Source organism: Hahella sp. KA22, from assembly GCF_004135205.1.
GTDB lineage: Bacteria > Pseudomonadota > Gammaproteobacteria > Pseudomonadales > Oleiphilaceae > Hahella.
Genome location: NZ_CP035490.1, coordinates 4,069,038 through 4,092,206, shown reverse-complemented (window position 1 = coordinate 4,092,206; position 23,169 = coordinate 4,069,038). Strand labels below are relative to the sequence as shown.

Sequence of the window (23,169 nt, the reverse complement as noted above, 5' to 3'; positions counted from 1 at the left end):
CAATGTTGTTACAGAAAGAAAAAGCGTCTGTGGTTATTTTCAACATGCAGTTGGAGCTGATTCCACTGCTGCAAAACGGCACCCAGTTATTGAACGACTGCCGCTGGCTGGCGGACATGTGTTGCGATCTGCAGGTTCCCACCCAGATCATCGAGCACAAAAAGCTCGGCAAGCTGTCGCAATCTCTGACCGAGGTGGCGAAAGACGCGGAATATCTGGAGAAAACCCACTTCGATTTCATGCAGGAACAGGCCGTCGCTCACTCTGTGGAGGCCGCCAGACGCGATCATTACGTGCTGGCGGGAGCGGAAACCCACGTCTGCCTGTTGCAATCTGCGCTGCGCTTAAAAGCCCAGGGCAAAGAGGTGTTTGTGCTGGCGGACACCTGCTCAGCGCGCTCGCAAACCGACCATCAGGCGGCGCTGCGACGTCTTGAGCAAAACGGCGTGCAACTGATCACCCGGGAAATGTTCTTCTTCGAGCTGATCCGGCATTCCGAATACCCCAATTATCTGGATCTGGCGATGAAATATCTGGATGGGCGCTACATTCGTTAATCGCGCTGGCTGTGGGCGAAAGCATAGCGTCGCTGGCGGCGCTATGGGGATGGTTTGGCTGTAAAAGGCTTCGGCGCAGCAACACGGAAGACTCAACGCATATTTACAGTGGTGTTTGAATGGAAATATTAAGACGGCAATTGACGGAGGTCGCCGCGCCTCCCTACGGCGAAATTCAGGCGGAGCGAGTGCTGGTGGCGACGGACAGCGCCGAGGCGGCGGAGGCTGCACGCCATATGGGCGCAGCGGTTCTGCGCCTGGATCAGGTCGCGGATGAGGCGGCGATGCAGGCCGAATTGGCCCGGATCGACGGCGGTCGGGATATTGTTGCAGTGATTGCCGGACGCAATCAGGCTGTGGCCTCGCTGACTCAGGGGAGCTGGATGTCCCATAGCCGTCGCAGCCTTGAGTTGCTGCGCTGGGTATTCGCTCAGAATCGCCAGATGCGCCTGCTGTCGTTCCATTCGCAATCCGATGCGCTCAGTGCATTATTCGACGGGCTGGCCCGTTCCGCCTGTCTGGAAATGCCCCGTTGCGTCTTCACTTCCGCACGCATTCCCTCCGGTCCTGTTGGGGCATCGTTATCAGGCCGCATCTCCGCCGCGCTCGCCTGGCCGGGACGCCGCCTGCGCTTTGACGAGTCGGGCCTGCGCGCTGAGTCCTGGATCGCCGCGGGGCAGGGCGATGCGGGTCAAACCCCGTTCCACGACGGCGACAATATTGTGCTGATCGGCGGCGCCGGCGGCGTGGGCCAGGAACTGATTCGCGTGCTGCAGTCTTCCCGTCGGCTGAATTTATTCGTACTGGGCCGCAAAGCGCCTGACGCCGCCTTGACGCAGACTTTGAAGGCGTATGGCGTGAAAAGTTACCTGCGCGTCGACGCCACGGACTATGGCGTGCTGAAGGCGGCTTTCACTCATATCGAGCAGGGATTCGGACCGATCAAGGCGGTGTTCAATCTGGCGGGAACGCTGGACGATTGTCTTTTCCATAACCTGAATGCGGAGCGCCTGCACCGGACCCTGCTCGCCAAAGTCGGCGTGGTGTTGAATCTGGCGGCGTTGCAGCAGGATTACCGGCCGCAGTACGTGGTCAACTTCAGTTCCCTGACGGCGACGCTCGGCAACATCGGGCAATGCGCTTATGGGGCGGCCAATGAGTTCGTTGAACTGGCGTCGGAGCAATTGCCTAACTGGTATAGCTTCGCCTGGGGCCTGTGGCGTTCTCAGGGTATGCAGATGACCGACGGGTCAGCACTGCGTCCCATGGAGCCGGGCCCCGCCTGTGAGCGCATGCTATCCGCCTTGGTCGCGGGAGAACGCCATTTGGTGATCTACGACGGCGCAGCGGAAGGAATGGCGGCATTGCGCGGGGACAGGGAGGCTCCAGCGAGAGAGGCGCAAACTCAGGTCGCCCCTGACTCCTCAGCGCCAGTATCGTCAATGTCTGTATCGTTAACAGACAAGGGCGCATTAGAAGAGAAAACGAGACGCTGGCTGAAAGACATCGTACGTCGCCATAGCGGACTGAAAACCCTGAAGGATGATGACAACCTGCTGGACAAAGGCCTCGACAGCGTCGCCAGCATTCAGATCAGCACAGACATCGCGGCGCAGTTATCGCCCGAGGGCGAGTTCAAACTCAGTCGCGCTATCTTGTTTGAGTGCTCCACCATCAGGCAACTGGCGGAGCATTTGATGGAGCGGGCGCAGCCGCTGTTATGCGCCTGTCTGGCGGACACGGACGGCGCTGCGGCGTCCCAGCAAGTGGAAACAGCACCTGCCGAACAAGCGCAAATTGACGCCACAGACAATACGCCTGACGGCAAAGAAGCTAACTCTGAGCATGTCAAAACTCATGGCGGCGGCGCTACCCCAACGTTGACCAATGAACCCAAACTCTCGACGGACGCTTATCGGGACGACGACATCGCCATCATCGGCATGGCGGGGGAGTTTCCCAATGGCGCGACGCCGGAAGCGTTCTGGCGTTCTCTGGCGGAGGGCGAAGACGCTGTGTGCGTCATCCCGCAGGATCGCTGGGACTGGCGGCGGGATTACTCCGCCTCTGCCACGCAGGCGGGTGCCGCTTATGGCCGTCATGGCGGTTTTATGGCGGGCGTCGCTGAGTTCGATCCGGCTTTTTTCAACATTGCCCCGGTGGACGCAGCGCTGCTTGATCCTCAGGAAAGACGGTTTCTGCAAGTCAGCTACCATGCCTTGGAAGACGCCGGCTATTTCGCTTCGCCCACCCAGGAGGTGGGCGTGTTCGCCGCCGCCATGTTCGGCCATTATCAGGACCTGGACGCCCCCGGCAGAGTCGTGAGCAGTTCGTTCGCCGCCATCGCCAATCGCGTGTCCTATGCGTTCGATCTGCAAGGCCCCAGTCTCACCGTGGACACCATGTGCTCAGGGTCTTTGACCGCGCTGCACATGGCGTGCAACAGCCTGCGTCTGGGGGATTGCCGCATGGCGCTGGCCGGCGGCGTGAATATCATGGCGCACCCGGGCAAATACCGGCTGCTGTCGCAAGGCAAGTTCCTCAGCGCCAGCGGCCATTGTCACGCGTTCGGCGTGGAGGCGGACGGCTATGTTCCCGGCGAAGGAGCGGCGGTGGTGGTGTTAAAGACCGTCGCCGACGCCATACGCGATCAGGACGTGATTTACGCCATCGTGCGCGCCACAGCGATTAATTCCGGCGGCAAGACCAGCAGCTTTACGGTCCCGTCGGCGCGGGCGCAACAACGGGTGATTCAGGACGCCATACGTAAGTCCGGCGTGAATCCCGCCCAGGTTAACTACATCGAGGCCCATGGCGCCGGCACCAGTCTGGGCGACCCCATTGAACTGCAGGCGTTGCAAAACGCATACGGCGCTGATCTGGAGGGTGCGGACGCGCCTTGTTACCTCGGCTCGGTGAAAAGCAACATCGGGCATCTGGAATCCGCCGCCGCGATGGCGGGACTCTTCAAGGTGGTCCAGCAGTTCGCCCATGAACAGCTTGCCCCAACACTGCATTGCGCCATTGAGAATCCCTATCTGAATATCGAACAAACCCGCTTTCAACTGGTGCGGGAAAAGCAGCACTGGCCTCTGGCGGGAGCGGTCACCCGCTTCGCCGGGCTCAGCTCTTTCGGCGCCGGTGGCGCCAATGGCCACGTTATTCTGCAGCAGTACCTGGCGAGGGAATCCGCCGGAACAGCTCCGGCGCAATCGCACTATCTTATTGCCCTGTCGGCGCCCAATCGCAGCGGTCTGCGACGGGTGAAACAGCAACTGGCGGCGTATTTGCGCGCGCAGCCGCAAATCAATTTATACAGCCTGAGCTACACCCTGTGTTGCGCCCGCCAACATCACGCCGAGCGGGAATGCTACGTCGTAGAGTCCGCAAGCGTATTGATTGACAGACTGGAAAGCGCAGACAGTCTGCAAACGGACAGTCCGCAAACAAATAGCCTGCAAACGAATAGCCCGGCGAACGGGTCATTGGCGTCGTTAATGCGTGCATACCTGCAAGGGGATCGCGTGGATTTCGCCGCCGTCTTTCCAGTGAAGTCACTGCTGCGAGACGCGCCTAAATATCCTTTCGCCCGCGATCTTTACTGGGCGCCGACGCTGCAGGCGGAAGCTGTTTCGGCAGAGTCTAAAACGGCTAAACCTGTCGGGCCATCTTCAGCGCTGAGACCGGACTCGACGCCCGCCGTACTGTTGGCGCCGGTATGGCGACACACGGAACCCCCAACGCTGTCGAAGCCCATTCCGCTGGTGGCGGTGATGGCGCCGTCAGAGCAGGCATTGCCGACATTGATCGACGGCGCGCGGGTGCTGCTCATCCGTCCGGGCGCGGCGTTGAGTTTTCAGCATGACGTACTGACCCTGCGGCCTGATAACCTGGACGACTATACTCAGGCGCTGAATTACATCGCCCATGAACTGAATCAGGAAGAGATTTATTGGATTAACTGCAACCTGTCCTGGAGCGACGCGTCGGCGTTGAATCTGGCGAAGGCGATGCAGGCCTGTTCGCGCCCTTGCGTCATACTGAACGTCAACGACAGCAGGCAAATCCCGGAGAACATCGCCATGGGCGGAGTTTTCCGAGTGCTGGCGCTGGAGAATGCTCATGTTAGCTACCGGCAGGCGCAGATCGCCATACCTGCTGAGTCCTGGGACCAGCAGGACTGGGGCTGGCTGTTAGCCGAACTGGCCGAAACCGGAGAGGATTTCAAGGAAGTCGAACGCGGTGAAGGTGAGCCCAGGGAAAGAAATAATCAGAAAGGGGAACGCTGGGAGCGCAGCCTGACCTGCATTGAACCCGCTCAGGGAGCACGTCTGCGCCAGGAAGGCGTATATCTGATCAGCGGCGGCATGGGCATGATCGGCAAAGAAATCGCCCAACGTCTGCAAGCGGACTACAACGCCAACGTGATTCTGGTCGGACGGTCAGCGCTGTCGCCAGAGCGGGCGGCCTGGCTGCAGCAATGGCCGCAAGGAGAAATCAGTTATCAGCAAGCCGATATCGCTGACCCGGTTCAAGCGCAGCGCCTGATTGCGGATGTACTGCAAAAGCACGGTCGTTTGCACGGCGTCATTCAGTCCGCCGGCGTATTGAAAGACGCCCAGGTGCAGAACAAGTCGCTGGCGGACTTTTCCGCGGTCATGGCGGCGAAGGTGGAGGGGACCCGACAACTGGACCGTTGCACGGCCCACCTGGAGCTGGATTTCTTCTGCCTGTTTTCTTCCATGTCCAGCATCATGGGCAATGTGGGGCAGTGCGACTACGTCGCCGCCAACCGCTTTCTTGACGAGTTTGCGGCGGAGCGCAATCGACGGGTCAAACAAGGGGCGCGCAAGGGCCATACGCTGTCTATCAACTGGCCGCTGTGGATCGACGATCAGGATAGCGAAAACCTGATGGATCAGTATCGCTCTCTGGCGGATTACCTGCGGCGTCATTATGGGTTTACGCCGTTGACGCTGGCGCAGGGCGCGACGCTCTTCATCACCTGGATTAACGGCGTCGCCGATCAGTATGACCAGGTTATGGGACTGGTGGGCGATCAGGAAAAGATCCGCGAGCGCTTCACGTCGACGACCGTCCAAGAGCCTAAACAACAGGGTAAAAGCGCCAGTCAAAACCCGTCTCAGGCCGTCGCCTCCGAAGCGCAAATCCAGGCGGGGCTGACCCGTCTGGTGCAAGCCTTAACCCGGCTTTCGGAAGAGGATATCAGTGCAGACAAAAGCTGGGGCGACCTGGGCCTCAACTCCGTCATGATGCAGACCCTGGCGCAGGATATTGGCAAGACCTTTGGCGCCCAGGTTCCGCCTAACGCCTTATTCAGCTACAACAATATCCAGCGACTGGCGGAATATCTGCTGCAACAGGGCGCCACTCTGGCGGACGCCGCCTCGGACGACACTGATGCGCAGACCGAGGCGGCGTTATCCGGCGAGTCATCTCAAGCGGACGTTGTTGCGTCGGCGCCGCAGACGTCTGCGGAGGGACGCTCCGAGGAGACAGTATCAGAGCAAGGCTTCGCCATCATTGGCATGAGCGGCGTCATGCCGGGAGCGGCGGATCTGGACGCATTCTGGGAGCTGCTGACGGCGAACCGCAGCGCCATTCGCCGCGTGGAGCGCTGGGGAGATAAAAACTATTACGCGGGAACCATTGACGATATTGAGCGTTTTGACGCCCGCTTCTTTGGCCTGTCCGCCCGCGAGGCGATGCTGATGGACCCGCAGCACCGTCTGTTTTTGCAGACCAGCTACAACGCTCTGACCGACGCCGGGTATGCGCCGGCATTACTGAGTAATGTCGGCGTTTTCGCCGGGGTGCAGTTCAACGATTATCAGACCTTGCTGCAGACCTGGGGGCAAAGCTCGCACCCCTACGCCGCCACTGGCAACGCGCACGCCATGCTGGCCAACCGGGTGTCGTACCTGCTCAACTTCAACGGCCCCAGTCAGACCATCGACACCGCCTGTTCCAGCGCGCTGGTGGCGGTGAATCGCGGAGTGATGTCATTGCAGCGCAACGAATGCGATGTGGCCTTGGTGGGCGCGGTGAGTCTGCTGATCGACCCGGCTATCAGCGATGCCGCGCACAGCATGGGCGTACTTTCTCCGGATCACCGCTGCGCGACCTTTGACGACAGCGCCAACGGCTATGTGCGGGCGGAAGGCGTAGGGTGCGTGGTGATCAAGCGTCTGGCGGATGCGCAGCGGGATGGCGACAGCATTTACGGCGTGATCGAAGCCTCTGCGGAAAACCATGGCGGGCGCGCGAACTCGTTGACCGCGCCGAATCCACAGGCGCAGTCAGCGTTGCTGCAAAAGGCCTACACGCCGGAACTGGCGCAGCGGGTCAGCTATATCGAGACCCATGGCACCGGCACGCAACTGGGCGACCCCATTGAAATCGACGCCCTGCATCAGGCGTTCCGCGCGCTGGCGCCGAACCGACGCGAGGGAAGTATCGCGCTGGGCGCGGTGAAATCCAATATCGGTCACCTGGAGCCTGCGGCGGGAATGGCGTCGCTGCTGAAGGTGCTGCTGTGTCTGCAACATCGGCGACTGCCGGCGAATATCCATTTCCATCGCCTGAATCCCATGATTCGTCTCAACGAGGGCCCGTTCCGTCTGCTGACCGAGAATTGCGCCTGGGAAGCGGCGGTCCCGAGGGTGGCGGGGATCAGTTCGTTCGGATTTGGCGGCTCCAACGCGCATGTCATTGTGTCAGAGCGGTTGCCGTCGCCGGTCGTCAAACGGGCGGAGAGGCCATGCTGGTTAGTCACCCTCAGCGCCAAAACGCCGTACTCGCTGGCGGGCATGAAGGCGCAATTACTGGACCGCCTGCAAGCCTCCGATCACGGGTTGGCGGACATTGCTTTTACGTTGAATACCGGCCGCGAGGCCTTTCCTTATCGCCTGAGTTGGATCGCGCGCTCCACCACAGATCTGGTGGAGCAGATTCGCCAGACTGACGCCGCTCGTCAGGAAAAGTGCGCGGGCAAAGCTTCGCACTGGACGCCTGACCTGTCGCAAAACGACTGGACGGCGGTGATGCAGGAAGCCAAAGCGCAATATCAACAGGGGGCGCTGATTGATTGGACGCCCTTGTTTACGGACGGCGCTTATCGTCGTCTGCATTTACCGGGTTATGTCTTCGATACGAAGCCTTATTGGTTTGAACAGGCGGCGGACAGCGCCGCGATGAAAGAGGTGAATCATGGAAGTTAAAGAGCGCCTTGTTGCGCTGTTTGCAGAGGCTCTATTAGCGGACCCAGGCGATATTGAGACGGCGGCGGAAGTCGCCTCCCTCGGCGTGGACTCTATTCTGGCGGCGCAATTGAGCAAGCTGATCAATCGCCATTTCGACATTGCGATCACGCCGACGGATATCTACGAGTGCATCAGCCTCGACGGGCTCGCCGTCCGCGTCAGCAAGGCGCTGGCGGACAAGCCGCAAATAGGGGCGTCGGGCCAGTTGAGTAAGACCACGCAGGCGGCCCGGGGCGAAGATCTGCAAGACGACATCCAGGATGACGCCATTGTTGTCGTGGGCATGGCGGCCCAGTTCGCCGGTTGCGACGGCCTGGAGGCCTATTGGCGGGCGATCATGCAGAGGACTTCCCAACTGACGGCGACAGAGCGTTGGCCTCGCTCGGGAGCAGGGGAGTTTGTGGGAGGCTTTCTGCCCGACTACGACCACTTTGACGCCGGATTTTTCAAAATCTCTCCCAATGAAGCCAAGTGCATGGACCCGCAGCAACGCCTGCTGATGCAGTCCGCGCAGCACGCCATTGACGACAGCTACCTGGGACTGGACGAATTGCGGGAGATGCAGTGCGGGGTATTCGCCGTCAGTCTGCCCGGCGACTATAAATTCGTGGTGGCGGGACGTCCTGACCAGGCGTTCAGCACCCACAGTTTTCTGGGCAATGCGACCTCGACCTTGTCCGGCAGGATCTCCTATTTCTATGATTTCAACGGGCCGTCGCTGACCCTGGATACCGCCTGTTCTTCTTCGCTGAGCGCCTTGCATGAAGCCTGCCTCAATATTCAGGCGGGCCATTGCGGCGCGGCGATCGTGGCGGCGGCTTCTGTGTTCAGCACGCCGGAGCTGTTTGAGTTTGCGCAACGCTCCAACATGTCGTCGCCAAGCGGGCGCTGTGCGGCGTTCAGCGATGATGCGGATGGTTTTACGCCGGCGGAAGGCTGCGCGTCGATTATTGTGATGCGCTACGGAGAAGCCCGACAGCGAGGGCTGCGTGTGTACGGCGTTATCGCGGCGACAGGTTTGAACCATGACGGCAAGAGCAACGGCTTGATGGCTCCGAATGCCGCGTCGCAAAGAAAACTGATCAGCGGGCTTTATCAAAAGCATGAAGTGGATATTGATCAGCTCGCCTATGTGGAAACCCATGGTACCGGCACCCATCTGGGCGATCCTATTGAAATGCGCGGTTTGACCGGGGCGTTCAAGGACAGCGGCAAGGATTACGACTGTCTATTAGGCGCGGTGAAGCCGATTATCGGACATACGCTGGTGTGCTCCGGGCTGGCCGGCATCATCAAGGTGCTGCTGAGTTTCAGGCACGAGACGATTCCGCCGTTTCCGCCTCTGCGCAAAACCAATGCGCTGATCGACTTCGCCGGCTTTCGCATGAATTTCGAACCCCAGCCATGGCCGCAGGATAAAACCTTGTGCGCAGTCAGCGCCTTTGGTTTTACTGGCTCCAATGGCCACGTATTACTGCAAAAAATGCCCTCTGTAAGGCGGAAATCCACTGACCGCTGGACAGGGGAGGCGCTGCCGTTCTGTCTCTCGGCGCAGAGTCGCCACAGCCTGATCGCCATTGTCGGGCGGCTTCATCAGTTAGTCGGGACTTTGGCCGAGGACGCCCTTTATGACCTCAGCCAACTGTTGCTGCGCCGTCCTCGCTACGGACAACACTGTGTCGTCATCGCCGCGAGTAAGTCTGATTTGCTATCCGCACTGGCGCAACTGGCGCATGAGTTGGACGCCGGAGAAGCAGTGCGAGATGCGCCTTTGGCCGTGCGAGAGCTTGCTTTGTCCACAGAGAACCTGGCGTTGGTGACGCTGTGGCGATCTGGTGAACAGCAGGACATGCGCCGCCGATTAGAGGCGGTCGCCTCACTGAACCCAGAGGTGAACGCGCCGGTGTATCCGTTTGACGGCAAACGATACTGGATTGATGACCGTGAAGACGAGCAAGTTGCCGACGCTTCTGTGTCCACCCAGGCTGATTCGGCGCTTTCCACCGAAGCCATAGTGAAAGAGTTGCGCGCCGCGGTGTCAGACCTGCTGGGGTTTGCGCCAGATGAGCTGCCCAAGGACGCGTTAATCGAAGATCTCGGGCTGGATTCCCTGTCCGCCCTGAAACTGCTGGCGCCTTATCAACAGCGCGGTCCCGGGCTGCAGGCGCATGATTTATTCAAGTACCGGACGCTGGCGGATCTGGCCACCGCTATTGCCGCGTCAGGCGCTGATAGCGCGACGCTTGTGGAAGAGACGGTGACAGCGAAAGCGCCGAGAGAAACCACGACGCCAATCGCATCCGGCCCCATGGCGCAATGGCTGAGCTATGGGGAAGGGCGGCCCGTTATCCTGGCGCCGCCTCTGAACACCAGCGCAGAGGCCTGGACACAGCAGATCAATGCGCTGACTCAGTCCGGGCGGCGGGTATTAATTCCGATTTATCCCGGCCACAAGAACTGTCCGTTCGACGCCGCCGCTTTCTCGTTGGAGAGCTTGGCGGAAGACATGGCGGTTTTTATTAAACAGGAGTTAAACAGCGGCGCCGTCGATCTGGTGGGCTGGTCTCTGGGGGGATGCTTGTCCTGTCTGATCGCCATTCGTCACCCGGATTTAGTGCGCTCGTTGACGTTGATCAGCACGGCGCCGAGCTTCGGCGAGGACGTATTCGGCAATACGCTGGATTTGCATGATGAACTGAGGGCGCATCGCGACATTCTTGAGGTTGTATTTGACGGCGCGGAGGATATTGTCGCCAGCCTGGGCTCCGGCGCGCCGATGAACGTGCTGCGTTATTACTACGACGCGCTGATGCGCTTTGACGTCAATGCGCGCCTTGGCGGGATCGCGATACCCGTGTTGCTGATCCATGGGCAAAACGACTGCGTCATCGATGAAGCCACTTTCGATCAGTTACGCCGCATTCCTCAGGCCGCCGAACTGGTTGTGGAGAAACACGGACATTTCATTCCTCTGACTGCGAGCCGGTTTTTTAATACGCAATTACTCCGCTTTCTCAATGGGGAGGTTATCGGTTAAGACGAAGAAGTTTCGGCGCACTGGCCAGGGTTAAGAGGCGAATAAAGCGCCAAATCAAATAGCAAATAATGGGAAAAATATAGGGCGTCCTCCTAGGGCGCTCCAGTACGAGAGGTTTTATGACAAACATAAGGATGTTGAGTTTAATCGGCATTTATCTGGTTATCTTCATTGATAATCTGGGCGCCAGCCTGATTATTCCCATGTTGACGCCCATCGCCCACGATCCCGTGGCCGGGCTGATCAGCGAAGGCTCTGAAGGTTTCCGTAATGGCGTTTACGGCGTGGCGCTGGGGGCGTTTTCCATCGCCATGTTTTTCGGTGCGCCGTTGTTGGGTGCGCTTTCTGACGGGCTGGGAAGAAAGAAGACGTTGCTGCTGTGCCTGAGCGGCCTGGCGATGAGCTATGTGTTTCTGGCGCTCGCGTTGGCGTTCAAGAGCCTGTGGCTGTTCATGGCCGGGCGCCTTATCGGCGGTTTCTTTTCCGGCAGTCTGCCCGTCGCGCAGGCTTCCATTATCGATGTCACCGAGGAGAAACAGCGGGCCAGGTATATTGGCTACATCATGTTCTTTGTCTCCCTGGGCTATGTCGTCGGCCCATTGATCGGCGGTTATCTGAGCGATCCCGCGCTAGTCCCCTGGTTCAATCTGCAAACGCCTTTTATCTTTGTGGCGGCGCTGTCCGTGGTGAATTTGCTGATCCTGCTGCTTGTATTCCAGGACCAGAAACGGGACGTCGAGAGCCGCGCGATGGCGCTTCCCAATCCTATAGCAAACCTGCTCGACGCAGTCAGGATCAAGGATATCCGCACCTACGCCTTGCTCCTGCTGTTGATGCTGGTGGGGTGGAATACCTTCTTCCAGTTTATCGGTCTGTATCTGACTGGCGGGCTCGGTTTCGGTCAGCAGGAAGTGAGCAGCTTCGTCTCCTGGGTCGGCTTTGGCCTGGCGGCGGCGTTCCTGTTTCTGGTGGGCGCCGCCATGAAAATGCTGAAGCCTCTGGGCATGGTTGGACTGGCGTTGACGCTGATGGCGCTCTGTATCGGCGGAACCCTGCTTAGCACACACCCCTACGCGCTGTATCTGCTGGCGGTATTGGGCGCAGTGGGCTTTGGCCTGTCATATAGCGGCTTGATGGCGCAGCTTTCTATCAGCGTCGATGCGAGCAGACAAGGCTCCATGATGGGCATGGCCGCCGCCATCGCCGCCTTCAGCGCAGGCTTCTCCGGCTTCGCCTTCGGCTTTGTGGCCAACATCAGCGTCAACGCCCCCATCGTCTCCGCGCTGCTCTGCGTCTGCCTGGCGATTCTGGTTTGCTGCAAAGAACAATTGAGCCTGACGCGGCAGGTGAAATACGCGGATTAGCAAAATAATAAACAACGCTGTCCCGTTAACGGTCAGCGTTTGAATGTCGCCGCCTGATTGTCGGGTTGTTTAAACGAAAAGCAGGCGGTTTATGCATCATGAAGTAATTAATCCGACACTTTGATCCATGTTTTTATATCCGCCTGCCAGCTATAACCGAGAAGCTTTAATCTGTTGGACCTTATTCTTTTAAAATTAATATCATCCGAATCAGGAAACATGACGCTCATTCCCTGACGAAAGTTATCAAATTGATCGCCGAACAAAGCCTGATCAAACTCCGTTATTTGCTGCGATGAAAACAAACGGGAAAAAGCCTTGAGCGTTTCCTTTTCCCAGGTTTCGTCGAATTTCTTCATTTCACTAATAAGTTCTGACACGAAAAGATCTCCCTTTCTATATGTCGCTATGTCGCTGAATAATCTAAATGAGGCTTGCAGGGCCTGTCAGCAGGACTGTGGGATCATACGAAACAGGTTACAACGACGCATAATTAGAATATGAAAACCTATCATTGGTGATGCAGATTAAGTTGCATATTAATTCTGATAATTCTTTATTTATCGTTATGCCGTATGGGTTATTAAGATTGCCCTAGAGGATTAACTGTGAACTTATGTTAATGTTCACTTGGGATACGGATAACGGAAACATCGCATTAATTTGATTGCCGCGCCAGCGGTTATTGGCTTGATGCATTTCGGTTATTCGCCTTAAAGGATGAGGTTCTGGTTTCGGCGACAAGATAGCAATGCCGAACTTTTTACTTAATTTATCTATGTCGAATCTGAAACGTTTAAGGGTGATTTTGGATAGGGGATTTCTACGTCTGTTAAGGACGTTGTCTCCCAACGCCTTTAAACGGGGTTCAGGCGAGCCAGAGCTAAGAATCAATGCACTGTGGAAGACTATAAAATGAACTTGGGTGACACGAATAATCATACTGACGAGCCGGCGCGCGGCTCAGTCTTAAGACGCAAGGGGGCGCTCTCCATACTGACGACCGTCGCGGCGCTGACGTTTTACCAGAACGCCATGGCGGTGACGGCGGTCAGCGAGGGCATTATGACGCCCATCGGCGACTCCGGCTTTGAAGCGCCGGATGTTCCCTCGGGAGGCTATCAATATCTTCCCAGAGGCGGTGAGTGGGCCTTCGCCGATGGCGCGGGCATTACCGAAAACGGCTCTGCGTTTACCTCATGCAACCCCGCCACGCCCCAGGGTCAGCAGGCCCTGTTTATTCAGCAGACAGGGCAGGTGCAGAAAACCATTACCATCCCCAGCGCAGGCGTTTACCGCGTCAATCTGCAAGGCGCGCAACGTGGATGTATCAACTCTGCTCAAGGGCAAACGCTGCGCGTATCGCTCGCCGGCAGCCAGATTGGCCGAATCCGCCCCCAGGACAGCAATTATCGCCTGTATCATTCCACGGCGATGTGGCTGGAACCCGGTAAATACCAATTATTGTTGAGCGGTTTGAGCGCCTCTGGCGATAACACGGCTTTTGTCGACGACGTGCAGTTGGAAAGGCTGCCTTTGTGGTCGGAAGCTTCGTCCTGGCTGGAGAACTCGGTTCCCGGTCCGGGCGAAGAAGTCTACATTCCCGCCGGCGCCACCATCGCGCTGGATAACCTGAACGCAGCGAATGTGATCATCAACGAGGGCATTCTCACCGCGCCCGTCAACCGCGACTTTACCTTGGATGTGGCGGAAATCCACGTCATGGCGGGCGGCTTATTGGAGCTGGGCAGGGAAGAGGCGCCGTTCAATGGCCAGGGCGTGATTACTTTGCTGGGAGATAATCCGGCGGCGGAATCCAAGCTGATTCACGCCATGAACGGCGGTCGTATCGAAATGCATGGCCAGCCCCAGCGATCCTGGACGCAACTGGGCGCTTCCGCTGCGATTGGCGACAACAGCATCACGCTGAAAGAGACCGTGAACTGGCGAGCGGGGGATCGTATTGTCATCGCCTCCAGCGATTTCGACATGAATCACGCTGAGGAATTTACCATCGTCAGCCTGAGCGGCGACAGAAAGACGCTCACGCTCAATGACCGCCTCGCTTACAACCACTTTGGCAAACTGCAGGAATACAGCGATAACGGGCAAAACTGGACGCTGGATGAACGCGCGGAAGTGGGCCTGCTGTCACGCAACCTGAAGATTCAGGGAGACGCAGACAGCGGCCGTATCGCTTATGGCGGCAACATCATGGTGATGCGCGGCGCCTTCGGTCGTCTGTCCAATGTGGAGTTGACCCGTATGGGGCAGCGCCGCAAGCTGGGCCGTTATCCCTTCCATTGGCATCTGGCTGGAAACGTGGCCGGGCAGTACATTCGCAATTCCAGTATCCACCACACCTACAATCGCGCGATTACCATTCATGGCACGAACAACGCGGCAGTGGAAAACAACGTCTGCTACGACAACCTGGGTCATGCGGTGTTCATGGAGGACGGCAACGAAACCGGCAATCGCATTGTCGGCAATCTGGGCATGGTGACCCGAAAGCCCGCGCCGGAATACGCGCTGCTGCCCAGCGACTTCACCAATGGCCGATTGCGAAACGCCAGTGGTCCGTCCACTTTCTGGATCACCAATCCCAACAATATTGTGCAGAATAATCACGCTGCCGGCTCCGACGGGTCCGGCTTCTGGTTCGCCTTTCATCAGAATCCGAACAGTCCGGTTTTTCAGCAGGGATTGAATCCCAATGTGCAGAACCTGCCCGCCGGCGCTATTGACAATAACACCGCGCACTCCAGCTTTCACGGCTGGTTGCTGGGTATGGCTCCCACCCCCAATGACGCTTCACAGACGCCTAATCTGAACAATGACTACATGCCCCAACAGGAGCCGGTCATTAATGGGCTGACGGTATATAAAAACTACCTGGGCATGTATTCCCGCGTAGGCGGCAATCGCGGCAAAAGCACCTACAACGATCTGATCGTGGCGGACAATTATGAAGGCGAGGCCAGCACCTGGGTGACGGACTACAACCGCGTGCTCTGGGTGGGCGCTTCGGAAAACTACGAGCCAGTGGCGCCGTTGGGGCTATCCGCGTCCAGCGGCGTGATCGGATTGGCGATCGGACATATTCTGTATGACGGGCCGGTGCGTATTCGCGATTCCCATTTCACCGGTTTCGAACGGGATAATTTCACCCTGTTCGACCAGTGGGGCGCCAACATCAAATACTCAGGGCATTCCCTGCATAACACCACAGTATCTCCGGGCAGTTATCAGGTGCGCTATCGCAATGACTACATCGGCCCGGTCTGGTTCAACGGCGCGATTTACGATGTGGACGGGACGTTCACCGGCCAGCCCATGACCGCCATCACCCAGGACCATCCCATGCTGGTGGACGGTAACAGCAGCCGCATCAAAGATGGGCTGAGCGGCATGGAAAGTCGCCGTCGTTTCGCCTACGTGGAGGTGCGTCCTTCTGATGAAATCTGGCTGCCGCCGGCGCCGCTGGTCAGCCGCAGACGTCAGGACAGCACCTTCTTCCGCAGCGACGGCGCCCGTTATACCGAGTCCCGCAAGGAAATCGAAGGCGTTAGTCTGTTGCCGATGGTCGACGGCGCGTATAACTACAGCTACATCTATCACGACCAGATCCCCAGCATCACCCGCTTCGATTATCACAGCATGAGCAGCGGCGAGTACGTGACTCTGGAGCTGCCGGGCGTGGCGCCCAGCGTGTATGTCTATCTGGGAACGCCAGCGGGGCAGTACGGTTTCGCCGGCCCGCTGATTCAGTTGGGTTCCGTCGGTCCCTGGGCCGCGCTGCGGGCGTTTGACGGCAACGCCTGGGCTTATGAAAACGGCAGCTTGTTTGTACGTTTCAAAGCGCCCGCAGGCGCGGATTTCAGAAATCCCGGCGAACTGGGTTCTATCTTCGTATGTTTGAATCCCGGGTGCGCGCCCGGCGCCAACCGCCCGCTGGCTCCCAATGTCTATGTGCTGAACAAACAAGGCGGCGTCAGAACCTCGTTTCAGAAGTTGTTGCGCAGCAAGAGCTTTATCTCCACCGCCGCCCAGAACAGCGCGCTGGAGCCGACCGACGAAGCCTGGCAGTTTGACATGACGGACTGGGACCGCGACGGCTACATGGATATCGCCGGTTTCAAAAAGCGCAATACCGGCACGGGAACCACGGAAGTGCATATCATGGACGGCAAGAGCGGATTGCAGCGTTTTATCTTCCAGTCCGGCACGGCGCTGGGCTACATGAACGTCAACGATGACATGGCGATACGGGACTACAACGGCGACGGCCAGCCGGATATCTGGGCCATCTTGCATAACACGACGGGCAGCGGCCGCACCGAGGTGCATGTGCTGGACGGGAGAAACCCGCAGAACTTCCTGTTGCATGACGCCACAGGACTGGGGTTGCGACCGAACTCGTCGGATGAGTTCCTGATCAGCGATTATGACCGCGACGGCAGGCCCGACCTCTGGTATATCTCCAAACAGGGCGGCTCCAACAGAACGGAAGTGCACATACTGAGCGCCCAAAGCGGCTACGACAATTTTGTCGTGCATTCGGCGACGGCGCTGCATGTCACCAACGACAACTGGAGCTTCCGCGTGGCGGATTTCAATGGCGACGGCGCGCCGGATCTGATCGGCTTCAAACGCAATGGCGTGAACAGTACGGAAATTCATGTGCTCAACGGCGCGAATAACTTCCAGAACTTCCTGTTCCAAAGCGCCACCGAACTGCCCAAAGGCGCCGCCGACAACGTCTATCTGATTAGCGATCGCTAGCCTTTCTCATGCGCCGGAGTTGAATCGGACTCCGGCGCTCATTTCCCGATCCCCGAAAAGAGTTGGATGGCGCTTCGCTTATCCAACCTACAACTAACACCCCCTCCCAAAGTAGGTTGGAAAAGCGCAGCGCCTTCCAACATTCAAACGCTCAAGGCTGCACCCATGCTCAAAACTACCGCCACCCCCAATATTGTCTCCCAAAAGGCCCTCGCACGGCGGTTCTCCAATTTGTTGGCGATCTGTTTATAAACTAACCTTATTAACAGTTGCTGGCCGCTGCGCCACGCCACCCTGGGGATATGTAAACAATGCCGTTCGACCTTCGCCTGATGAACTTGCGCCCCGAAGTTTATCGGCCTACGCCAATGATCTATCTCACACAGAGAGGTTTAAGCATGAAGGCTCTTTCTACCTTGATTCTGACCATGCTCGTTGCGTTTTCCGCTCAGGCGGAAACCGTCACCGCTGCGCAGGACCCTTGGCCGCCGTTTATACAGGAGGGGAGTGATCCCGGAATATCCATTGCGCTGCTGAAAGCGGCAATGGAGAAAGAGGGGTACACGGTGGATTTCAAAATCCTGCCATGGAAACGGGCGTTGAATGATGTGATCAACGGCAATATCGACATATTGCCCGGCGCCTGGTTCACGGAGGAGCGCGCCAAGGTGCTGAATTACAGCAACTATTACGCGCAAAACAGCATCAAGTTTATCAAGCGCAAAGGCGACCCGTTTGAGTTCAATGGCCTGGATAGTCTCAGCGGGAAGAAGGTCGGCATCGTCAGCGGTTACGGCTATGGCGACGAGTTCACCCATGCCACTAATTTCTCCAGACCGGAAGCGGGGACGATTGAGGCCAACGTTAAAAAGCTGTTGAGCGATCGCGTGGACCTGACTCTGGAAGATGAGATCGTCGCCAAATCTGTCATGAAGGACGCTGGCATCGACCTGGGCTCGGTGGAGTTCACCAGTAACGCCCTGTCGGTGAACGACCTGCATGTGGCCACCGGCAAGGCCAACGCTCAGGGCCAGAAAATCATCGACGCCTACAATCGCGGCCTCGCCGCCATCAAAGCGGACGGAACCTACGATAAGATCCTGGCGGATTACGGGGTCAAATAACCCGTCCACTTTTACCCCTGCCGCCAGACAAGCCGGCCTCGTGCAAACGGGCGGGGTGGTCTGGCGGCTGAATTTGCATTGATTTACAAATGTGTCATGCAAAAAAGGAGATGATCAGAGCAGACTGCATTAACTGGTAGCCACTGTAACGTCCAAGGCGTTTACGGTAGCGAGCGCGTACGCTGAGGCGGCGTCAATTGGACGCAAGGAAAGCCAACGCTTTTCACAAGCCTTTGCAATAAAAGTTAGAGCAAGAATGACCCTACGAAAGCTGTTGGCGGGTATCTTTCTGAGAAGCCTCCTCGTTCTCCTGATCGGGATATGGCCGAAGGGCGGGGCGCATGCGGAAGTCTTCAGGGTGCTTGCTCATAATACGGAGTTTCCTCCCTATTTTTTCTATCAGGATGGAGTCGCGACCGGCTTTTACAAAGACTTCTTCGACGCCCTCAGCCGTATCACGGGCGACACATTCATCTCTCAAACTCACCCCTTGGCCCGCGGCCTGATGATGTTCAATGAAAATCTGGTGGATATCGAGTCCGGCGTAAATCCCGCATGGCGGGCAGGGGAGAAGACCCTGGGGCTGTTCACCATTCCCTATGCGCAGTCCGTCGACATCCTGCTATTCGGACGCAATAAAAGCCTGCCCGTCGAAGCGCCCTCAGACCTGATCGGCAAACGCATCGGCGTCGTGCGCGGCTACCAATACCCAACCTTCACCAAACTCTTCCAAAGCGGCGCCATCGAACGCTACGACGTCAACGGCGAATCCCAACTCCTCACCATGCTCCTCGCCGGCCGCCTGGACCAAGTCATCATCAACAAAGACCTCGCCCTCTACCGCATGCGCGAAAACCCCGTCTACCGAAGCCTCGAACCCGGCTTCGAAGTCGGCGGCGTAAACGTCATGCTACGCATCCACCCCAACAAAGCCGCCGCCCTGGGTCGGCTGAATGCGGCGATTAAGGCGTTGATTGATAGTGGGGAGATTGAGGGGATATGGGATAAATATCGGTAATGGAAGGAGTGTTCGAGCATTAGGAAAGATGCTGACGGATAGTGTTATGATTTTTCCTGCCGCATGCCCAAATCGGGCAACGCCCAACCCAACTAGAAACCTGCTCAAGCAATGAACGAATTTAAAGACGGGTATCAATGAATAGAACAGTAAAATGGCAAAAAGGCTCTCCAAAATGGGAGGGGATTTTTCTAGCGTCAACAAAGTTTCCCAACGGACTCGGAGAAAACCAGCTACTGCGGTGGAAAGACAATTGCTGGTATGACCTGCCTGGAGAAGAAAAAGTACCTGATACGCATATCATTGTCGGATTCATCTCGACTACAGAAATAGTCGCCCGCTTTCGAGGCGAATGGCCTGAGTGGGATACGGAGGAATAGGGCCTTTCTTTTAACGAAATGCTGGGGAAATTTAAAAGTCCTGTTATGCTTCCTTTAATTCCTAAAGCCTGATTACTTGAAGCAGCAGCCCATAAGCTGCTGTCATCTTGTCTGTATGGAGTAACACAAGAGTACATCGTCTGAGAAACCGGACATGGGCGCGCCACAGTGGTATTGCGCTATAAAGAAGCGGCGCAGAGGGTAAATCAAGAAACCATCTCTGCTGTTGTTCGGCTGCGGCATTCGTGATCTGTTGTTGGTCCAATCTGCAGTCTCAGTGAATCAAGCCCCTAAGGACAGGAAACGCGGTATGCAGATTACTGAGATTACTTTTGAATACAACTGAGCAGATGTGTTCAATGTTAGATGGAGCTTGATGTGATATGAAAGCAACTGAAGCGAAACTGTTGGAGTTTTTGAAAAAGTCACCGCAATTTGTCATTCCAATTTATCAACGAACGTACTCTTGGAAAGAAAAAGAATGCCAGCAGTTGTGGGATGATATCATTCGCAGTGGCAATAATGTTGATATCAATGCCCATTTCATGGGGTCTGTTGTTTATGTCGAGAAAGGCCTCTACTCTGTATCGTCTCAAACACCACTCTTAGTAATCGACGGTCAGCAACGCTTAACAACTATTACCCTTTTAATTTCAGCGTTAACGGAGGTGATTGGTGAGCAAGAGCCCTTAGAAGATTTCAGTTGTACCAAATTAAAGGGCTATTATTTAACCAACCCTCTGGAAAGCGGTGAGAAGTTCTACAAGCTGGTGTTGTCTCAAGCCGACGATAAGTCATTAAAAGCTATTATCAAGGGGCTTGAGCAGCCAGATAATAGATCTATTCGTGTGGTTGAAAACTATGAGTTCTTCAAGTCGAAGCTGCAAAAGCTTATTGATCTGAAACCAGTTTGCAGTGGACTGGCAAAACTGATGGTTGTTGATATTTCACTTAACCGGGAGCAAGACAACCCTCAACTTATATTTGAGAGCATGAACTCAACGGGAAGGGAGTTGAGCCAAGCGGATTTGATCCGCAATTATATTCTCATGGGGCTAGAGCCTGAGCATCAAACCCATCTCTACGAACAATATTGGCGACCAATGGAGCTGACATTTGGGCAGCAAGCATATAGCGATTACTTTGACAGCTTTATGCGTCATTTCCTTACCGTAAAGACTCGTGAAATTCCTAAGATTGGTGAAGTATATGAGGTGTTCAAGGAGTATTCGAGACGACCGTCTATCGCAACCAAAGGCGTAGATGAACTGGTTAAAGATATTAGGAACTATGCAGTTTTCTTCTGCGCTTTCGCTTTGGGTAAAGAAAAGGATGAGGAGTTAAAGCTAGCCTTTAAAGATTTGCGAGAACTCAAAGTTGATGTTGCCTACCCACTGTTACTTGAGTTGTATTCAGACTTTTCAGGTGACCTGTTGAGCCACAGCGAGTTTTTGTCCGCTGTGCGTATCATCGAAAGCTATGTATTCAGGCGCGCTATCTGTGAGATCCCAACAAACTCCATGAACAAAACCTTTGCTCGAATGGGTATAGGCCTTAAAAAGGATCGTTATCTTGAAAGCATAAAAGCCGCTTTCCTGCTGTTACCGTCCTATCGACGTTTTCCTGGCGATGAAGAGTTCCATAGAAAAATTCAAACCAAAGACATTTATAACTTCCGCAGTAAAAGTTACTGGTTGAGGCGCATGGAAAACTTTGGTCGTAAAGAGCGCATTTTGGTCGATGAGTACACAATTGAGCACATCATGCCTCAAGCCGACAATAAAGCAGAAAAGCTACCTTTGGTATGGCGCTCTGAATTGGGAGATGAGTGGGAGCGTGTTTGGGAGATTTATCGCCATACTCTAGGAAACTTAACTTTAACAGGATACAACACAGAATATAGCAACAGTGCGTTCATCGCTAAGTGTGAACATGAGTATGGTTTTAAATTCAGTCCACTTAAGATGAATGAAGGGATTGCTGTTGAAGCCAAGTGGGATGAAGCTGCTATTCAAAAGCGTGCCAATAAGCTAGCAAATAAAGCGACCGAGGTATGGGCAAAGGTTGAGTTGCCTAAGGATATTTTCGATGCATATAAACCACAAATTGAGCAATCAACGGCATATAGTTTGGCGGACCACCCTCAGCTGGTGACTGGGAAAATGGCTGATATTTATCAGGCATTCCGTAAAGCGGTGTTGGGGCTGGACCCATGTGTGACAGAGGAGGTGAAAAAACTTTATGTCGCCTTTAAAGCCGAAACAAATTTTGTCGATGTGGTGCCTCAGGCGAAGAGACTCCGCTTGTCGCTCAACATGCCTTTCGCCGAAATCGACGACCCTCGTGGACTGTGCAAAGATGTCACGAACTTAGGGCGTTGGGGGAACGGTGATGTCGAAGTAGGTTTCGACAACTTAAATGATATTCCTCATATCTTGGCTTTAGTTACACAAGCATTTGAGCGACAAATTGGTGCAGACGATATCTGACGTAAGCCGATGTCATTAATTTTTCGAGTTAAAAAACAACAAAAAATGACAGATAAACTAGCCAAAAGTAGTTAGTGGTGAATGCATAAAAGGGGTGTCCAGTGCTTACGAGTGCTTCAACCTTTAGCAAAGATATATTATTACAACGAATACAAAACTATCCCTTAACCCAACTCCAACCGCTCCCCCAGCAATTCCAAAAACCACCTCACCCGATAGGGCAGAAATTGTCGAGTGGTGTAGAGGGCGGTGACGGTGAAGTTTTCGGTGGGGGTGGCGGGGAGGAGTTCGATTAGTTTGCCTTCTTGCAGGTCTTGTTCGTAGAGCCATCTTGGGCCCCAGTTGACGCCCAGGCCGCTTTTTACGAAGTAGGCGATGGATTTGAGGCTGTTGGCCATGATGGCGCTGCGGATTTTGACAGCGGGGAAGTGGCTGCCGTCCTGGAATTGGATGTCGGATTTGGCTTGCAGTTGGGAGTAGAGCACGAAGTGGTGTTGCGCCAGATCGCTGATCTTTTTCGGGGTTCCGTGGGCTTTCAGGTATTCCGGGCTAGCCGTCAGCACTCGTGGGATTTCTCCCAGATACTTGGCGTACATTTCCGAGTCTTCGATGCGGCCGAGGCGGATGGCGACGTCGATATTGCTTCTTGGCAGATCAGCGATATCCGCCCCCAGGATCAGCTCGACGCTTAGCTCAGGAGCGAGCTTCAGCATCTGCTCGACAATGGGAGCGATGAAGGTGTCTCCCAGGTCCACGGTGGTGGCGATTCGAAGATGTCCCTTGATGTCTTTGCTGTTGCTGAAAATCTCTTCTTCCAGAGCGTCCTGCTCGTTCAATAGCCTGCGCAGTCCCTGATAGTAGGCTTTTCCCAGTTCGGTAGGCGTGGTTTGGGCGGTAGAGCGGTTCAGCAGCTTCGCCTTCAGGCGTTGTTCAAGTTTGGCGACCTTTCGACTCACCGTCGAAGGCTCCATGTTCAGTTGCTGCGCCGCCTGTTTGAAGCCGCCTGCTTCGACGACGCGTATAAAGATCGCTTCAGGGGAGCTCATCTTATTGCACTTTTTGCATTTAGGTTTTGCAATCCTAGGTATTCATATCAATAAGTGCAACTAAATATACTGGATACAGATTCACA

Annotated in this window: 10 protein-coding genes; 8 read left to right on the top strand and 2 right to left on the bottom strand. The window is 55.8% G+C overall.

Going from position 1 to position 23,169, the window contains the following annotated elements; genetic code table 11:
• Positions 1-2: 2 nt before the first annotated feature.
• The 4 genes from EUZ85_RS18120 (at position 3) to EUZ85_RS18105 (ending at position 12,241) form a co-directional block, all read left to right on the top strand.
• Positions 3-557 (top strand): isochorismatase family protein, encoded by a 555-nt coding sequence (locus EUZ85_RS18120; protein ID WP_127970612.1) that lies wholly within the window; start codon positions 3-5, stop codon positions 555-557.
• Between the two features lie 119 nt (positions 558-676).
• The gene (locus EUZ85_RS18115) at positions 677-7,798 is read left to right on the top strand and encodes an SDR family NAD(P)-dependent oxidoreductase (protein ID WP_127970611.1); all 7,122 of its coding nucleotides are present in this window, start codon (positions 677-679) and stop codon (positions 7,796-7,798) included.
• Positions 7,788-10,877: an alpha/beta fold hydrolase gene (locus EUZ85_RS18110; protein WP_127970610.1), complete on the top strand. Its 3,090-nt coding sequence runs from the start codon at positions 7,788-7,790 to the stop codon at positions 10,875-10,877. The genes EUZ85_RS18115 and EUZ85_RS18110 overlap by 11 nt, the downstream gene beginning before the upstream one ends.
• Before the next feature lie 119 nt (positions 10,878-10,996).
• On the top strand, positions 10,997-12,241 hold the full coding sequence (locus EUZ85_RS18105; RefSeq protein ID WP_127970609.1) for an MFS transporter: 1,245 nt from the start codon (positions 10,997-10,999) through the stop codon (positions 12,239-12,241).
• 107 nt (positions 12,242-12,348) lie between these two features.
• Here the strand turns inward: EUZ85_RS18105 and EUZ85_RS18100 are convergent, their stop codons facing one another.
• Positions 12,349-12,621, bottom strand: a complete 273-nt coding sequence (locus EUZ85_RS18100; RefSeq protein WP_127970608.1) for a hypothetical protein — start codon at positions 12,619-12,621, stop codon at positions 12,349-12,351.
• Positions 12,622-13,156: 535 nt separating this feature from the next.
• Here EUZ85_RS18100 and EUZ85_RS18095 point away from each other — a divergent pair.
• From EUZ85_RS18095 to EUZ85_RS18080, 4 genes are all read left to right on the top strand, one after another.
• Complete coding sequence (locus tag EUZ85_RS18095) at positions 13,157-17,026, top strand: G8 domain-containing protein (RefSeq protein ID WP_127970607.1); 3,870 nt, start codon at positions 13,157-13,159, stop codon at positions 17,024-17,026.
• 398 nt (positions 17,027-17,424) lie between these two features.
• Complete coding sequence (locus EUZ85_RS18090) at positions 17,425-18,150, top strand: transporter substrate-binding domain-containing protein (RefSeq protein WP_164887283.1); 726 nt, start codon at positions 17,425-17,427, stop codon at positions 18,148-18,150.
• Between the two features lie 256 nt (positions 18,151-18,406).
• Positions 18,407-19,168, top strand: coding sequence for an ABC transporter substrate-binding protein (locus EUZ85_RS18085; protein WP_127970606.1), 762 nt, complete (start codon positions 18,407-18,409; stop codon positions 19,166-19,168).
• 763 nt (positions 19,169-19,931) lie between these two features.
• Entirely contained in the window at positions 19,932-22,037 is a 2,106-nt protein-coding gene (locus EUZ85_RS18080; RefSeq protein WP_127970605.1) for a DUF262 and DUF1524 domain-containing protein, read from the top strand.
• Positions 22,038-22,201: 164 nt separating this feature from the next.
• On the opposite strand, the gene EUZ85_RS18075 is transcribed toward EUZ85_RS18080, so the two are convergent.
• Entirely contained in the window at positions 22,202-23,083 is an 882-nt protein-coding gene (locus tag EUZ85_RS18075; protein ID WP_127970604.1) for a LysR family transcriptional regulator, read from the bottom strand.
• Between the last annotated feature and the right edge of the window lie 86 nt (positions 23,084-23,169).